Raw genomic sequence first — 14,675 nt, 5'->3', positions numbered from 1 at the left:
ATTACCTATTACCTATTACCTATTACCCATTTAGTTACTGCTTAAACGCAAAGAGAGACGACGTAGTTGACCACGCAAACTAGCGTCAATCACTTGAGAACCAACTTTGATAATTACACCACCAATTAAATCACTGTCTATTTTGGTAGCTAATTCTACTTTTGCAGCTTTGGTAAGCGTAATTACCTTTTCTGTAATTGCTTGCTGTTGGCCTTCTGTGAGAGGAACAGCAGAAGTAATTTCTGCCAATACGGTTTGATTTAACTGCCGTAATAGCGCTAGATACTGCTGTAAAATTGGTTCACTGAAGGCGATGCGTCTTCTGTCAACTAATAGCAGTAAAAAATTACGTAGGTATGGGTTTGCACCTTCCCCAAGTAATTGTTTGAGCAGATTTTTTTTGTTCTCTGGTTTCACAAAGGGATTGGCCAAAAAGTTATTCAGTTCTTGGCTACCTGTTAATAAACCCAGAAAAGTTTTTGCATCTGTCCCAATTTCTTCTGTTGAATTTTGAGACTGAGCAATAGACAATAGTGCCTGTGCATAAGGCTGGGATATTTCAGCTGCTGCAGCATTACTTTTCATATCTCGCCTCCCAATTGTGCGATACTACGGGCAATTAAAGCCTGTTGAGCATCGTCGCTAATACCAGCTTTGAGTTGTCCTTCAACTTTTTGTAGTGCTTGTAAGACTACTTTTTGTCTTAGTTGAGTTATCACTCTTTCTAGTTCAGAATTCAAATCAGCCGCCCCTGCTTCCTGCATCCGTTGAATATCTACAGCGGATTGGGCTAAAATGGCATCTTTAGCCTTCTGGGCGTTTAATTCGGCTGTTTGTTTGATCCTTTGAGCTTCTTCTTGAGCAAGTTCCAGCTTTTGCTGTGCCTCTTTCAATTTGGCTGCGGTTTCTGCTACCTTCTGCTCTGCACTCTTAATTGCTGATTCAATATTTTCTCGGCGAGATTTTAAGGTACTACCTAAAACCTTGCTGCCAAATACAACCAACACAGTAATAATAATAGCCAGGTTAATCAGGTTAGTATCTAAAATATTCGTATTTAGACTAAACCCACTTTCTCCCTTGCTTAGTGCCAATTCACCTCCGACGGCGCTGGCTTCCGTCATCAACAGTAAAAAAGTCCCCATGATTCTTTATCCACTAACTGCGCTGCCAATTTTCCAAATTTTTTGTCAGTTGTCCGTTGTCAGTCGTCATTTGTTAGTTGTTTTCAATACCAATAACTAATGACTACTAATCACCCATGACCCATGACTGTTTTCACAAGTTAGCGTTGACTTACTAAATCAGCACCTAACAGCTTCTCCAGGATTTGACGACTGAGAGCATCTACTTGTGTTTCCAAGGCAGCTAGAGCCTGTTGTTTTTGCTGCTCAATTTCACTGGCTGCTTTTTCTCGCTGTACCTGGGCTTCTTGTTGCGCTGCGGCGATGTTTTGAGCAGCGATTTTTTGGGCTTCGGCTTGGGCTTGAGCAACAATTGCTTGAGCTTGTTTTCTGCTGTGAGCAAGCTCTTGTTCGTATTGCTGGGCTAATGCTTGGGCTTTTGATAAGCGTTCTTGGGCTTCTAAATTATTGGTACGGATATATTCATTCCGGCCATCAATTGCATTACCCAAGGGCTTGTAAAGAGTTGCGTTCAATATCAGGGCTAATACTAGAAACTGGATTGCCATTAAGGGCAGAGTAGCATCTAGATCAAACAGTCCCCCTTCTTTGGCAACTTCTTCCACGGCCAATAAGGTGATCCAGTGTGTCATGATTGCTTATTCCTATCTACATTAATGTTAATGCTGAGTTCTGATAGCTTGCGTGTCCCAGTCATTTCATCAGTTATGAGTATAAGTTCATAACTTTCTGTTTAGACGTGATTGCTCACGCCCGCAGTCAGAACTCAGTTGTGATTATGCGAAGGGGTTAGCAAACAGCAACACTAGAGCGACTACTAGACCGTAGATGGTTAGAGCTTCCATGAACGCCAAACTTAACAGTAATGTACCGCGAATTTTGCCTTCAGCTTCTGGTTGACGAGCAATACCTTCTACAGCTTGTCCTGCTGCATTACCTTGACCAATACCGGGGCCGATTGCAGCTAAACCTACAGCTAGAGCAGCGGCGATAACGGAAGCAGCAGCAACTAATGGATTCATGATATTCTTTCCTTGCTTTTAGAGATACGGTTGGGTGTTGTATTTGTCAGTTGTCAGTTGTCAGTTGTTAGTTGTCAGTTGTTAGTGGTCGGTTTTGAGATGATTAATTTCTGTCACCTGTCACCTATTCTCTGTCACCTGTCACCTGTGTCCTGTTTCCCCTAATGGCTGACTGTTTTCATCTGAGGGGGTTTAGTGTTCTCCCTCATGCTCTTCGCCATGATGATCTTCCATCGCTTCGCCAATATAGGCTGCTGCGAGGGTGGCAAAAATTAGTGCTTGAATGGCGCTGGTAAATAGTCCCAAAGCCATTACTGGCAGAGGCACGAACAAGGGTACTAATAGTACCAGCACTCCCACGACTAGTTCATCAGCTAAGATGTTACCGAATAAACGGAAGCTTAGGGACAGAGGTTTTGTGAAATCTTCAATAATCTTGAATGGCAACATGAAGGAAACTGGTTGCACATAGTTACCGAAATAACCCAAACCCTTTTTGCTGAATCCTGCATAAAAATACGCTAATGATGTCAACAACGCTAAGGCAACAGTTGTGTTAATGTCGCTTGTGGGTGCTGTCAGTTCGCCCTCTGGCAGATGAATTAACTTAAAAGGAACTAATGCCCCTGACCAATTTGACACAAAAATGAACAAAAACAAAGTGCCTACGAACGGCACCCAGGGGCGATATTCTTTCTCGCCAATCTGGTTTTTGGCCAAATCTCGAATAAATTCTAGGGCGTACTCCATCAAGTTTTGTAAGCCACTAGGAATCCTTTTGACGTTACTACTGGCCAAGACGGAAGCTAGGACGAGTACGCCAATAACAAACCAAGATGTGAGAAACACCTGACCATGTAGCTTCAAGTTGCCTATTTGCCAGTACAGGTGTTTACCCACTTCCAATTCAGCAAGCGGAAGGGAGTAGACATTCAGAAAATTCAGCATTTTCTTTCCAATTCAATCGTTTCTCCAATTTTACCTGGAGAAGAGGAGCGTTTTAAGGTTGCCGGAGCGTGGATGAGTCAGAGATTAACGCTAACCTAACTACATAGATGATGAGTGTGGCTTTGTAGGTCAGAAATCCCAAGAATATGGGTAGTATATGCAGTTGATTCAACTTTGCAGCCAGGAGAATCAGCACTACTAACAAGGCTAACCGAGTTTTGCTCAGTTCTTGTTTTTCCCTTCCTAACCTTTCAACATCTTTCGCCAACATTCTCAAGTAAAGCACACCTGCACACGCCCCTAATAAATAATTTAGAGCAATGTTTGGTGAATAAGCAATCCAGACGGAGATAAAGATTATCCCTGTTAAAACAAGTGTGATCAATATCAACTCTCGATAGAGTTGATAAAACTCCCCCATGGAGGAATTTATTGGTTTTGTGTCCTCAAAACCAGATTTATCATCTTGTTGTCCTGTCTGAGTGGGCGTAATTGGTTCGTCTGACAAGCTCACGGCATTTGAAACTAGTACAGTTTAAATATGATGACCGCACATCCAGTCAGCCAAATCATATCACGTCGCGGTAACAATACTTTAGAAAAAAACAATTAACTTATTTTTGGTTAGTGGTCAGTTGTCAGTTGTCAGTTGTCAGACCATTGTCTGGGTACTGATTTTTTTGATGAAGCGGGGGTTAGTAAGATTAGTTGTTGTTTGAGGAGATGTCTTACTCTGTTTAAGAGTAGCTCTAATTGGGCTACAATGTTAGTCAATGTGGCAGAACCATCACATTTGTTTATGAACTCAAGTTCAATATTTCAGAATTGCTATGGAAAAAATATCACATCCAGATATTATTGTCACTAGCCCAGATGGAGAATATTTGATGATTGTTGAAGTAAAACTCAATGATGTCAGCAAGCAACGTCAATATGCTATGAATCAGCTTCAACGCTCAATGATTGATTTTGGTTGCTCAGTTGGGTTACTGGTAGCAGGAGAGCGTGTTACTGTTTTGCGTGATTCTTTTGATGACTCTCATGGTTCATCAATTTATGTAGTTGGTGAAGCTACACTGCCACATTCTTTTTTACCACCAGCAGATGAGCAATGGAGGGGAAATCCTCATCTTGAGTTTGAATCACAAGTTCAGCGATGGTTAGAAAAACTGAAACTGCAAACCAATGTAGACAGTTTACCAGATGATTTGAAAAATTTGTTTGGCGGACGGATAATCAATTTGCTGCGAATTGGTGAAGTTAGGGCAGCAGGACCTAGGTGGAGTAAGGTGACAACATGAAGCCTCAAGCGGTTTTTGTGGAAACAAACTGGGTGGTAGATATTGTTGCACCTGCACATTTACAGAGTCCACAAGTATCTCAATTGCTTTCACTAGCGGAAGCTGGAGAGTTAATGTTTTTCCTCTTCTTAAATGATCTCTACAAAGCTTCTCGAATCTGGGTTTATCGAGATTTTTTGGTGGAAGATGTAGATGAACTTCCCCAAATTTGGTTTTCTTCTACTTAACCGGGTGTCAGTAAAATGAGATGTTGTTTCCAAAGATTTCTCACTCCATCTAACCCAAACTGGACTTTGGTTAAAATCTCTGCTACGGTAGATATACTATCACAGTTTTGCATAAATTCAAATTCTGCTGGTGATAAGTTAACAATTTGATAATCATAGTTAAATATACATTGACTGGGAAACCCATCTATGCAGGGGTTAAGTTCGGGAATAGCTGCTAATAATTTGTTATCTGCTGACCAATCGGTTTTGGGTAAGGGAGGACGACTGAGAAAAAATTCGTAATGTGCTACTTCTGGATTCAATAATTCTACTAATCTGTACCGTTGACGTTCTGTGAGTTCTGCTGCTCGCTCAATTAACTCCGGTGCTTTTTCTAACAAATTTTCCAATTGCCAAAAACCAGGATTTGAGAACCCCACAAAGTCTAAACCAGCAGCGTCTATTAATTCAAATAATGTATCAATATTGTAATCTGTCTCCTGGGGATGTACATACATATCAGCAAAACATTCATCCCGCTGATTTTCTAATGACCATCTTTCTTTTTCGCGCTTGACAATACGGTTATTTTCTGGTAAAGAAGCAAAGATTTTTCTACCAATGTGAACACCATCTTGATAGTCACCGCGTTTGTTACCTTGGAGAAGTGCGATCGCTTGTTGCATCAGTTGTATTTCCCATCTTCCTATTTCTCCATAGACAAAGATGTGCATTAATCCACCAGGAGCGAGTTTTTTCGCTAATGCTTGAATACCAGGAATAGGATCGGGTAAATGATGAAGCACACCAACGCAATTAATTAGATCAAATTGTCCTGGTATCTGTTCAACATCATAGATACTCAGATGATGAAATTCTACACGGTCAGCACCGGAGCTTTGACAGCGTTTTTTTGCTACTTCTAAAGTTCCCGCACTTAAATCTATTCCCACTACCTGTGCGTGGGGGTTAAGATGTACTAAATATTCTGTTCCTACCCCTGAACCACAACCAGCATCTAAAATACGGATATGTTGATTTTCGGGTTTTCTCCCGGTACAAAAGTTGTAAGCAGCTAACCAATTCCAGCGCCAATTATAACCTGGTGGTGGTTGATCTAGAATGGGTTCTGGGGGGAAAGGGTAGGTATCATAGAGTTTCGCAACAGCAGCACTGATTTGGGAGTCGAACATAATTAGGAATAACGCAGCATTTTCGATTTTAGCGGATAGGGGGATTTTGAGCAAAGGCGATTAATTTGGGTGACATCTACTTCGCAATTTGCATTGAAAATTAATGTACCTTGGCACAATTTCAGCAATTTCTGCCTCGATATCTATCAACTCGATATCATTTATTGAATTTACTAAAGTTTTGTAATGCGGACAACATGCCCGCTACCAGTTCAGATAAAATTCGCTTTATTCATTAGTGTTGCCAGAAATCTTAAACCAAATTCCTCCTCAAAAACTCCTTTTTTGTAATCTAAACTCCACATTTCCAAAGCACATTCATCATCAATTAATGATGGAAATATGAACATCTTAAATTCTTTAAAATTGGGCAAATATTCACATTTAACATGAGAAATAGCACCTATTCGTCTTCTATCTAAAGCAACAGCTAACCTTAAAATAGCACTAAGTTGATTAACCATTGTCCGATGTTCCTTGTGGAGTAAATTGCGATAGTTCTCATGTTTTTTCTTCGGTGCAGATTTGCGATGATAACGCGCTATGTTGGCAATAATCTCGATTTCTGTTTCATTATAACCGAGCAATTCCCCATTTCTAATCAAGTAGTATGAATGTTTATGGTGTGATGAATGGCTAATATAGTGACCACAATTATGTAAAATTGCCGCAGCCCATAATAACTTACGTTGATCTGTATTCCAATAGTGTAATTTTCCCTGGGTTTGGTCAAATATATTTAGCGCGAAAGCGGTAATACGCTCACTGTGTTCTAAGTTACTGTAGTATTTTTTTGCAATTTTTAATACACTACGTTCTCTAACGGAAGTTTGAAACCGCAATCTGTTATCAATGAATCCATGAGCCAGCATCCAGTCTACGATTATTCCTTCTCGAAGTGATCGCTCACAAACTGTTAAGGATTCCACGCCTAACAAGGTCATGGCTTCCTGTAAAATTACTGCTCCTGCAAGTATCACCTCTGACCTTTTCTCCGGCATTCCCGGAATAGTAGCCCGTTCCACATTGGTCATCTTCCGTAAGCGAGTTACCCAGATACGTAAATCCTGGAGACTGAATTGATACCCATTGAAAGTAGAAGGAACAAGACCTAATTTTTCCCGAGCGTGAATAGTAGCAATAGTTTCTATTGTGCCAGATGTGCCGATTAACTGGGGAAATTCGCCGATTTTGAGTTTTTCTTGCACTTCTTCTACAGAACGCTCTAACATTCCCTTAGCGTAAGCCTGTAGGTACTTAAATTCAGTTTCGGTTATAGGATCAGAGTTGACCAATTCTCCCGTTAAGCGGACTGCGCCAATTTTGGTACTGGTAAGACTCCGGGGTTCTGCACTGTCTCCTAAAATCAATTCTGTTGAACCACCACCAATGTCAATAATGATGTGCGGTTGGTGATTAAATTCCATCCCCGATAATACACCTAAATAGATGCGACGGGCTTCTTCGGGTCCAGAAATCAAGTCAACGCTTAAACCAAGTTCGGTTTCGATTTGGTGGAGAAATTCTTTACCGTTGGGAGATTCACGGACAGCACTAGTAGCAACAGCGACAATATTATTTACTTCTAAGCTATGGGCAAGAGTTTTAAATCTGCCTAAACAAGCGATCGCCTTATTCATCACTTCCGGTTTTAGTTCACCAGTGATTAAATTGCGATCGCCTAATCTTACGGTTTCTTTTTCCCGCGCAATTATGGTAAAAGATGGTAAAGCGGCTTCAATTTTGACTATTACCATGTGTAAAGAATTTGTACCAATATCAATGGCTGCAATCATCTGGTTTTCCCGCACTGGTTGATTGAGTTGGTTTCTGTTGTCAACAGGGATTAAATTCAGCATCTGGATTATCGCTCGAAAAATAGACAAAAATAAGGTCTTGAGGTCTCCCCATTTTCAAAATATATTAATTACATTGATGGAGACCATAAATTAGCTAACTGTTACAAATTTCACAAAAATTCTGTCCAATCCGTATTTTTAATTGTTAACTACAGAAAAAACTCAATACCAGTTAGTTATTCAGATATTTCGGGAATATTAACCTAACCATGATCATATTCTGATTTGTTTTCAATATACCCGATTGTTTCTAGCTGATGAAATTATGGTGTAATCAAGGTATTATTTACAATCATCGGATATGTTTAAAACGAAAAAAACCAACCAACAACCATTATGGCTGACAATTACCCTACTACTACGATGGAATAAACCTGAAGGCAGATTAATTCTCATGATTCCCGCATTGTGGGCGGTATTTTTGGCTGCTGCGGGTAAACCCCCCTTACCCCTGGTGGCAGTGATTATTGTCGGTAGTATCGCTACCAGTGCGGCTGGCTGCGTGGTTAATGATTTATGGGATAGAGATATTGACCCCCAAGTAGAGAGAACACGCAACCGCCCCCTTGCATCTCGCGCCCTTTCCGTTCAAATTGGTATAGTGGTGGGGATAGTCGCCCTGGTCTGTGCTGCTGTAATGGCCTTTTATCTTAACCGGTTAAGCTTCTGGTTGTCTGTGGCCGCAGTTCCCGTTATCGTCCTGTATCCTGGTGCAAAACGGGTATTTCCTGTGCCTCAATTGGTGCTTTCCATAGCTTGGGGTTTTGCGGTGTTAATCAGTTGGAGTGCAGTTACCGCTAATATTACCACACCGACTTGGTTACTTTGGGGGGCGACGGTACTATGGACATTAGGATTTGATACTATTTATGCTATGAGCGATCGCCAAGATGATCAACGCATTGGTATTAATTCTAGTGCGTTGTTTTTTGGTAAATATGCTCCTACAGCGATCGGTATTTTCTTCATTGGTACTATTATACTTCTAGCTGGAGTAGGGTTATTAGTTAATTTAAATACCGCTTTTTGGATAACTTTAATAATGGCTAGTATGGGCTGGATTTGGCAAATTATCCGCTTACAAAAGCCAGAAATACCTAATTCTGCTTACGGGGAAATGTTTCGTGAAAACGTCTGGATTGGTTTTGTAATTTTAGCAGGAATGATTATTGGTTCTTTGTGAATTTGTAGTTAATCTCACAAAATCACAATTTTCTTGTCAATCTAACCAATGCTAGATTCAAAACTATCAGGACTACTGTTTTAAAGGTTGGGATATTAATCTACAAGCTAGATGCAACCAGCCTCATGAAGCGATCTATTTTTGTTAAACTCGCTACAATAATTTTACTGTCTTTTGGTAGTTTTGGTCTAGTTATTGGTGGTTTCTGGATTAGTAAAACTGCTAGTAATAACAAACAATTACAGTTAATTACTGATACATCACAATATCAAGAAATTCGTAATCACAAATGGGCTGATATTCAACAAATCCAACATTTTCCGCCACAAATTCCTACTGATACTCAAGTTTTACAAATGGCTTATGCTTCAGGATTAACTCCGGGAAGTAGTTCTTTACAACTTCGGATCAAAGAACCACCGGCAAAGATTAAAAACCTCCTCAAACAATACAAAAAAATTTCCCAACATCAATACCAGGGAGGAAATACAAATAATCATATTAATCAACCCAACGGCGTACCAACAACGTTTTTTTATACTAGCAATTCAGAAATAGAAACCTTTCCTAGGAGTTATGAAATATTAGTATTAAAAGCCGAAGATAAAAGCCAACCTGGTTCTAAATGGAATCATGGTAATAGTTATGGTGTAGCCATTGATATTGCATCTTCAGAAATTGTTTATTGGGCGGAAAAATGGTAAGGGAAGAATGTGATTAAATTAGGACTTACGCACAAGTCACGGAATAATGAACCATGAAGGAGCGAAGATAAGGAAGAAAAGAGGGTTTGAGAGGTATTTTGCGTAAGTCCTGTAAATAAGCCACGAAGTTTTTGCAGGTTCTTGAGATTGAATGCAGATGAAAATGGGTTGTATTTTTTATCATCCGTTATTGGGAGTGTTTGTTATTACAGGCATTCCTTTCTTTTTTTGTACAGATACTACCTAATGATGTCTATAATGGCGAAAAGTATCGCTTTCCTGTGCTAAAAAGTCCTGTAGCAACAAAATTTAGGAAAAATAAACAGGTAACACCTTTACAACTACGCTTGGATGCAATTATTATGTTAGATGACATATTATTTATTATATCAAGCAGTTAAATGGATGCTAAATTTGATGGATAACCACACTCCCAAACCAATCATCAAGCCTCAGAAAGATTCTGTATTAGCTCGTCCTCGTCTACAGAAAAAAGAAAATCAAACCAATTTTCTCTCTTTAAAGGAAGCATTTGATCTAGAAACTTTAGAAAAAAATCCCTGGGGACAATTTTTATTATTTATAGAAGACTCCTATAAATATTTTACCCCGCGTCCCCAGCAAGAACTGGAAAACCGAGCAAAAATCATCCAAAATGCTATTCGCATCCTTAACGAACATCATCAAGAATCTTGGGTGGAAATATTAAGCATAATTCCCCAATCAGAAAAAGCGGAAGCAGATGAATTTTATCAGGAGATTTCCAGATATAAAAGACTCACACCGCAGGAAGTTTATCAAGCATCCCAGACAGCTATTAAAGTCATAATTAATCACGATAAATATGGATTTGTAGATGGCAAGATAGATGCTGAGAGAATTAATAGAAAAACTCAACTGAATGAAACCATAGATTACTTTCATAACAATCAATATAAAACTTATTTCATTATTGCCCAACTACCAGAATTAGTTCCTGAAGATGCTAAACCAATGTTTGCAGCATCAAAAGCTTTTCAGGAAATAATTGCCGCAGGTTTAAACTTTAAACTTGGAGAGTTTAGCATGGCTTTGATGAGGCGTTTTCGATTAACCCGTGCTGACATCATTGCTGACTATGCTCAATCTAAGGATCAAGAGAAGGATCAAATTGAGAGAGACTTGAGAACTCAAATTAATATTTTAGAACGAGAAAAATTAGCACTAGAACAGCAGTTAGAAAAAGCTCGTAACCAAGCACGTCAAGAATCTGTAATTGAAATTGCTCATTCTCTGCAAAATGGTAGACAACCTGCTTTAAATCAAATACAGCAGATGATTAGTTTATTAGAATCTCAAGCAGAAGAAACTGGAGAACCAGAACTTTCTTCTGAACAAGCTTTGAGCCTATTTATTATCCTGCGTAACCTGATGAAAACATTTCATGAGTTGGGGATAGAACCTTACCCCAAATCATTAAAAGGTAAATTAGAACTATCTCAAGATCAACTTTCAGAATATGCCTATATGGAAGGAAAAGCGTTTGTAAATGAACAGGAAATTAAACAAGTAGAGTGTATTCAACAAGGATGGAAGGTAGGAGAAATAGTGATTACACCTGCGAAAGTGAAAGAGTTAAATAGCGATAAATAAATTAAATGTAAGAGTTCATAAATCAGGAGGGGTAAAAAAAACCAACTGGGAATTAATTCCCAGTCTCATAGCAAAAGTCATCTGAAGATGACTAATAATCAAAAATCTCTAGTTTACTTTAGTAAACTTTGGCTATTAGCCATGAAATTAATTTCATGGCGGGTATAGAAACTAACAGATAAGCCATTTGTAGCTGAATGTGTCACCAATTAGCATTGCTAAACCCGTACAGATTTTAAATCACCAAATTACACACAAAACCAGGGGAGAATGAAAGATGACTGACAATGTAGCAATTTTACTTGATCTTGATAATATCAGACCCGAACTTCAAGAAATAGAAGATATTTGTAGACAGTATGGTAATGTCAAGGAACGTCGGGCATTTTCCAACACTCCAGCCATTCGTGCAATCTATGGTAGTAAATTACGTGCTTTAGAATACCGATTTGAATTAACTCCTGGAGTTGATATTGTTCGCCAGGAAGTTGATAATTTAATTTTTCGCACTGCAAAAGAATTAATTGATAATTCTCAGCTAGGTATTAAAATCATTGCTGTAGTTAGTAATGATAATGACTATGCAAATTTATTTGCACAGCTTAAAAAGAAAGGAATTAAAACTGTAGCTATTGGTAATACCCACATAGGAAATAGACTAAGAGAAACAGCAGATCATATTGAATTTCTCACAAATGTTCTGCGTCCTACCTATTTGGGTATTGATTTAGGAACTACCAATACTGTGATAGCACAAGCAAGACAAACACCACAACAAAGATTGGCTGCAAATGCTATTAGTATTCCTGTAAAAAGTGAGATGGGAGGGTTACAAAAGACAGAATTAATTCCTTCTTCTGTGCGCTTCTCTCAATTAGATAAGTCAGAAATTGGGAAGCACGTCCGTAGTCAATACTATGCTTTTAGAGATCAAACGATTCTAGCTTGGAAACATGATATTGGTACTCTCAAAGATGGTGAAACTTTTGAATATGAATTGAATATTGGTAAAATTAAACCGGAAAAAGCAGCCGGTGAAGTTTTAAAATTCTGTCGTCAGCAGTTAATTAACCAACAAGTTGATGTGGGAGGAGGTATAGTGATTACTCATCCTGCATCTTACGAACCTGATGCCATAAAAGCAACAAGAGAAGCAGCTAAATTAGCTGGTTGGAAAGAAGATGATATTGTCCTATTAGCAGAACCAAAAGCAGCTTTATATGATTTTCTGCACAGATTTACTAATGGGGAAATTTTTCCTAATTTAGATACCAGTCGCTCTTTAAATATCCTAGTTTATGACTTAGGTGGTGGAACATTAGATACTTCACTACATCAAGTTGAATGGAATAGCGATATTTCCCAATTTATTATTGATGATATTTCCATTGGTTCTCGTACCAGAGTAGGTGGTGATCAAGTTGATGAAAAAATTGTTGATTACCTATTTGATAAATATAGCAGAATCCAAAGATTATCTGCACCTGATCAGAAAAAACTCCGCCATGAATTGAGAATTTATGCCGAAAAATTTAAGCAAGTGTGGGGAGCAGAATATATTTTTAGTCAAGATAAAGAAGAGTTCAAATTGCCATTTGAATATGTTGCTTTAGATGGTAATTTTTCTATATTCTATAGTATCAACTATCGTCAGATGCAGGAAGCACTAAAAGACCTGTTATGTCTAGACATTCAACCTGAATTAATTGATAAATTAGACCCAAAAACGGCTTTTGATGAATCTCCATTTACAGATCGTCGTGATACCTTTGTTGTCCCGGTTTTGGATGTGCTATTAAAAGCCAAAGATACATTAGGCAAACTACCGAAAATAGATGCAATTCTTCTCAACGGTGGAATGACCTATTTTCCAATGGTTACGGAGCGTTTAGAAAGACTTTTACCAGGAACATTAATTCTCTCACAAGGAAATCCAGATTTAGCTGTTGCTCGTGGTGCTGCACTTTATGCTTCTGGTACATTAGAACCTCGTGTAAGTGGGATTAACCCCACAAGTATTTCGCTAGAAGTTAAAGATTCCAATACTGAAGAATCTCAACTAGAATTATTAATTTCTCAGGGGCAAAAATATCCTTATCGAATAACTTTGAATGGATTTCGTTTTCCAATAATGGAAAAAGGTCGGATTGGATTTAATACTTGGGTGGGTCAGGGTTCAAAACCAAACCAAAATACAACTTTACAACTTACTCGTTATGTTAATGTAAAGAAAATTAGGGCTGCTAATATTCAACCAGGGGACTATTTAAACTTGGAAGTTGAATATACATTTGATGAGCGATTATGGTTGACACTTGTACATCGAGATCGTCCAGATTGTCGTTTCCCGTTATTAGTTTCTGAGGAAATAGAAACCATAGACACAGAAGAAGGTACTACAGATGAGCCAACACCGATAACTGTTAATCCCATTCCCATTCCTATTCCTATTCCCAATATTCCCCGCGCACGGATAGGCAGCGAACCAGATCCTAGTGTTCTGGTACAATTTACTCAGTGGGGTAGGGTGACATTAAGCCTTTCTCAATCAGGATTCCCAAATGGAAGGGTTCAGCAGGAAAGAAGACAACTAGAAAGTCAAACTCGTGAAGCCGGAAATCGTCTATCAATTGTGCAAAGTTTGCTGCAATGGTTGGAACAAGGAAGTAATACCAACGCTGACTTGCAAAAAACAAGACAAATAGTAGCAGTGATGGCTTTATCTAATATAATCCAAGTTCTACCTTCCGATGCTGCTGACTTTCAAACTAGAGAATTAGAACAAAGATATCATAGTTGGATTCTGCGACAATTTGAGTCTGGTTTATCTCGATTTCAATCTAATAATGAACTATATTCAGCGATCGCCCATACTCCTGGTAAACTTTTGTGGTCAGATTTTGGCGAGTTAATTTACCAACAATTCACAGAAATATCAAACCAACCCCGTGCTGTTTCTTTACTTAACTCCTTTGGAATTTGTGCAGAACCTTCTACTAAAAATATCACTAGATTGCAATCTATTATTCAAGCTAATCCACATTTAGCTTTACGTCAAAAAGCTTTTTGGGCTTTAGCGAGAATTATCAGTCTTGGTCAACCTGGGGAATGGCGAGCTAAACTTATAGATGTGGAAAAGGTAGCATCTTTTGTTTTAGATCAGCTAAAAAATCGCATCACTGAACCGCAAATTGCGCTTGATGCTTTAGTTTGTCTTTATCAATGTATTCTGTGGCATATTAATGGACATTTATTACATGGTAGAATTGTTAATGAGATTTTATCGCTAGGACAGATTTATCTACCTTGTCAGAGTAGGATGGGAAATTTTCCAGAAATTGCGAAGAACTTTAAGCGCAACTTGGAACTTATAGAAGTTGCTTTCAATCTCGATATAGCGACACCTGGAGTTATTCGTGAGATAATAAGTATACTAGAAAAGGTTAATCAAACACAAGATCATTGACATCCTCAAGATA

General features: G+C 38.6%; 14 protein-coding genes. 6 read left to right on the top strand and 8 right to left on the bottom strand.

The genetic code is table 11. The features are described from left to right. Positions 1 to 30: 30 nt before the first annotated feature. The 6 genes from atpH to H6G25_RS09595 form a co-directional block, all read right to left on the bottom strand. Positions 31 to 585, bottom strand: coding sequence for an ATP synthase F1 subunit delta (gene atpH, locus H6G25_RS09620; protein WP_190392281.1), 555 nt, complete (start codon positions 583 to 585; stop codon positions 31 to 33). Continuing rightward, positions 582 to 1,145 (bottom strand): F0F1 ATP synthase subunit B, encoded by a 564-nt coding sequence (locus H6G25_RS09615; RefSeq protein WP_028084040.1) that lies wholly within the window; start codon positions 1,143 to 1,145, stop codon positions 582 to 584. The genes atpH and H6G25_RS09615 overlap by 4 nt, the downstream gene beginning before the upstream one ends. Positions 1,146 to 1,285: 140 nt before the next feature. Further along, positions 1,286 to 1,777, bottom strand: coding sequence for a F0F1 ATP synthase subunit B' (locus tag H6G25_RS09610; RefSeq protein ID WP_028084041.1), 492 nt, complete (start codon positions 1,775 to 1,777; stop codon positions 1,286 to 1,288). Between the two features lie 144 nt (positions 1,778 to 1,921). Beyond that, positions 1,922 to 2,167, bottom strand: coding sequence for an ATP synthase F0 subunit C (atpE, locus tag H6G25_RS09605; RefSeq protein WP_028084042.1), 246 nt, complete (start codon positions 2,165 to 2,167; stop codon positions 1,922 to 1,924). Positions 2,168 to 2,359: 192 nt separating this feature from the next. Further along, positions 2,360 to 3,115 carry a F0F1 ATP synthase subunit A gene (gene atpB / locus H6G25_RS09600; protein ID WP_028091266.1) on the bottom strand — a complete coding sequence of 252 codons (756 nt, stop codon included), beginning with the start codon at positions 3,113 to 3,115 and terminating at the stop codon, positions 2,360 to 2,362. Between the two features lie 52 nt (positions 3,116 to 3,167). Continuing rightward, on the bottom strand, positions 3,168 to 3,629 hold the full coding sequence (locus tag H6G25_RS09595) for an ATP synthase subunit I (protein WP_190392280.1): 462 nt from the start codon (positions 3,627 to 3,629) through the stop codon (positions 3,168 to 3,170). Positions 3,630 to 3,945: 316 nt separating this feature from the next. Here H6G25_RS09595 and H6G25_RS09590 point away from each other — a divergent pair, with 316 nt between their 5' ends. Further along, a complete protein-coding gene (locus tag H6G25_RS09590; RefSeq protein WP_190392279.1) occupies positions 3,946 to 4,416 on the top strand; it encodes a hypothetical protein in 471 nt (156 codons plus the stop codon). After that, positions 4,413 to 4,643: a hypothetical protein gene (locus tag H6G25_RS09585; protein ID WP_190392360.1), complete on the top strand. Its 231-nt coding sequence runs from the start codon at positions 4,413 to 4,415 to the stop codon at positions 4,641 to 4,643. Before H6G25_RS09590 ends, H6G25_RS09585 begins: the two co-directional genes overlap by 4 nt. On the opposite strand, the gene H6G25_RS09580 is transcribed toward H6G25_RS09585, so the two are convergent. Next, on the bottom strand, positions 4,640 to 5,818 hold the full coding sequence (locus H6G25_RS09580) for a class I SAM-dependent methyltransferase (RefSeq protein WP_190392278.1): 1,179 nt from the start codon (positions 5,816 to 5,818) through the stop codon (positions 4,640 to 4,642). The two genes, H6G25_RS09585 and H6G25_RS09580, sit on opposite strands and share 4 nt — an antisense overlap. 212 nt (positions 5,819 to 6,030) lie before the next feature. Next, a complete protein-coding gene (locus H6G25_RS09575; RefSeq protein WP_190392277.1) occupies positions 6,031 to 7,677 on the bottom strand; it encodes a Ppx/GppA phosphatase family protein in 1,647 nt (548 codons plus the stop codon). A 301-nt stretch (positions 7,678 to 7,978) separates the two neighbouring features. Here H6G25_RS09575 and H6G25_RS09570 point away from each other — a divergent pair, with 301 nt between their 5' ends. The 4 genes from H6G25_RS09570 (at position 7,979) to H6G25_RS09555 (ending at position 14,662) form a co-directional block, all read left to right on the top strand. Next, on the top strand, positions 7,979 to 8,860 hold the full coding sequence (locus H6G25_RS09570; RefSeq protein ID WP_190392276.1) for a 4-hydroxybenzoate solanesyltransferase: 882 nt from the start codon (positions 7,979 to 7,981) through the stop codon (positions 8,858 to 8,860). Positions 8,861 to 8,985: 125 nt separating this feature from the next. Further along, positions 8,986 to 9,564: a hypothetical protein gene (locus H6G25_RS09565; RefSeq protein ID WP_190392275.1), complete on the top strand. Its 579-nt coding sequence runs from the start codon at positions 8,986 to 8,988 to the stop codon at positions 9,562 to 9,564. Between the two features lie 369 nt (positions 9,565 to 9,933). Further along, positions 9,934 to 11,196: a hypothetical protein gene (locus H6G25_RS09560; RefSeq protein ID WP_190392274.1), complete on the top strand. Its 1,263-nt coding sequence runs from the start codon at positions 9,934 to 9,936 to the stop codon at positions 11,194 to 11,196. 277 nt (positions 11,197 to 11,473) lie between these two features. Beyond that, on the top strand, positions 11,474 to 14,662 hold the full coding sequence (locus tag H6G25_RS09555) for an Hsp70 family protein (RefSeq protein WP_190392273.1): 3,189 nt from the start codon (positions 11,474 to 11,476) through the stop codon (positions 14,660 to 14,662). Positions 14,663 to 14,675: the final 13 nt, after the last annotated feature.

It is taken from the genome of Dolichospermum sp. FACHB-1091 (assembly GCF_014697585.1).
In the GTDB taxonomy this organism is placed as follows: domain Bacteria; phylum Cyanobacteriota; class Cyanobacteriia; order Cyanobacteriales; family Nostocaceae; genus Dolichospermum.
This window is presented reverse-complemented; position numbering and strand designations above follow the sequence as displayed.

Bases quoted from the DNA above. Each gene is read 5' to 3' on its own strand.
- atpH (WP_190392281.1), bottom strand. From the start codon at position 585: ATGAAAAGTAATGCTGCAGCAGCTGAAATATCCCAGCCTTATGCACAG.
- H6G25_RS09615 (WP_028084040.1), bottom strand. From the start codon at position 1,145: ATGGGGACTTTTTTACTGTTGATGACGGAAGCCAGCGCCGTCGGAGGT.
- H6G25_RS09610 (WP_028084041.1), bottom strand. From the start codon at position 1,777: ATGACACACTGGATCACCTTATTGGCCGTGGAAGAAGTTGCCAAAGAA.
- atpE (WP_028084042.1), bottom strand. From the start codon at position 2,167: ATGAATCCATTAGTTGCTGCTGCTTCCGTTATCGCCGCTGCTCTAGCT.
- atpB (WP_028091266.1), bottom strand. From the start codon at position 3,115: ATGCTGAATTTTCTGAATGTCTACTCCCTTCCGCTTGCTGAATTGGAA.
- H6G25_RS09590 (WP_190392279.1), top strand. From the start codon at position 3,946: ATGGAAAAAATATCACATCCAGATATTATTGTCACTAGCCCAGATGGA.
- H6G25_RS09585 (WP_190392360.1), top strand. From the start codon at position 4,413: ATGAAGCCTCAAGCGGTTTTTGTGGAAACAAACTGGGTGGTAGATATT.
- H6G25_RS09580 (WP_190392278.1), bottom strand. From the start codon at position 5,818: ATGTTCGACTCCCAAATCAGTGCTGCTGTTGCGAAACTCTATGATACC.
- H6G25_RS09575 (WP_190392277.1), bottom strand. From the start codon at position 7,677: ATGCTGAATTTAATCCCTGTTGACAACAGAAACCAACTCAATCAACCA.
- H6G25_RS09570 (WP_190392276.1), top strand. From the start codon at position 7,979: ATGTTTAAAACGAAAAAAACCAACCAACAACCATTATGGCTGACAATT.
- H6G25_RS09565 (WP_190392275.1), top strand. From the start codon at position 8,986: ATGAAGCGATCTATTTTTGTTAAACTCGCTACAATAATTTTACTGTCT.
- H6G25_RS09560 (WP_190392274.1), top strand. From the start codon at position 9,934: ATGACATATTATTTATTATATCAAGCAGTTAAATGGATGCTAAATTTG.
- H6G25_RS09555 (WP_190392273.1), top strand. From the start codon at position 11,474: ATGACTGACAATGTAGCAATTTTACTTGATCTTGATAATATCAGACCC.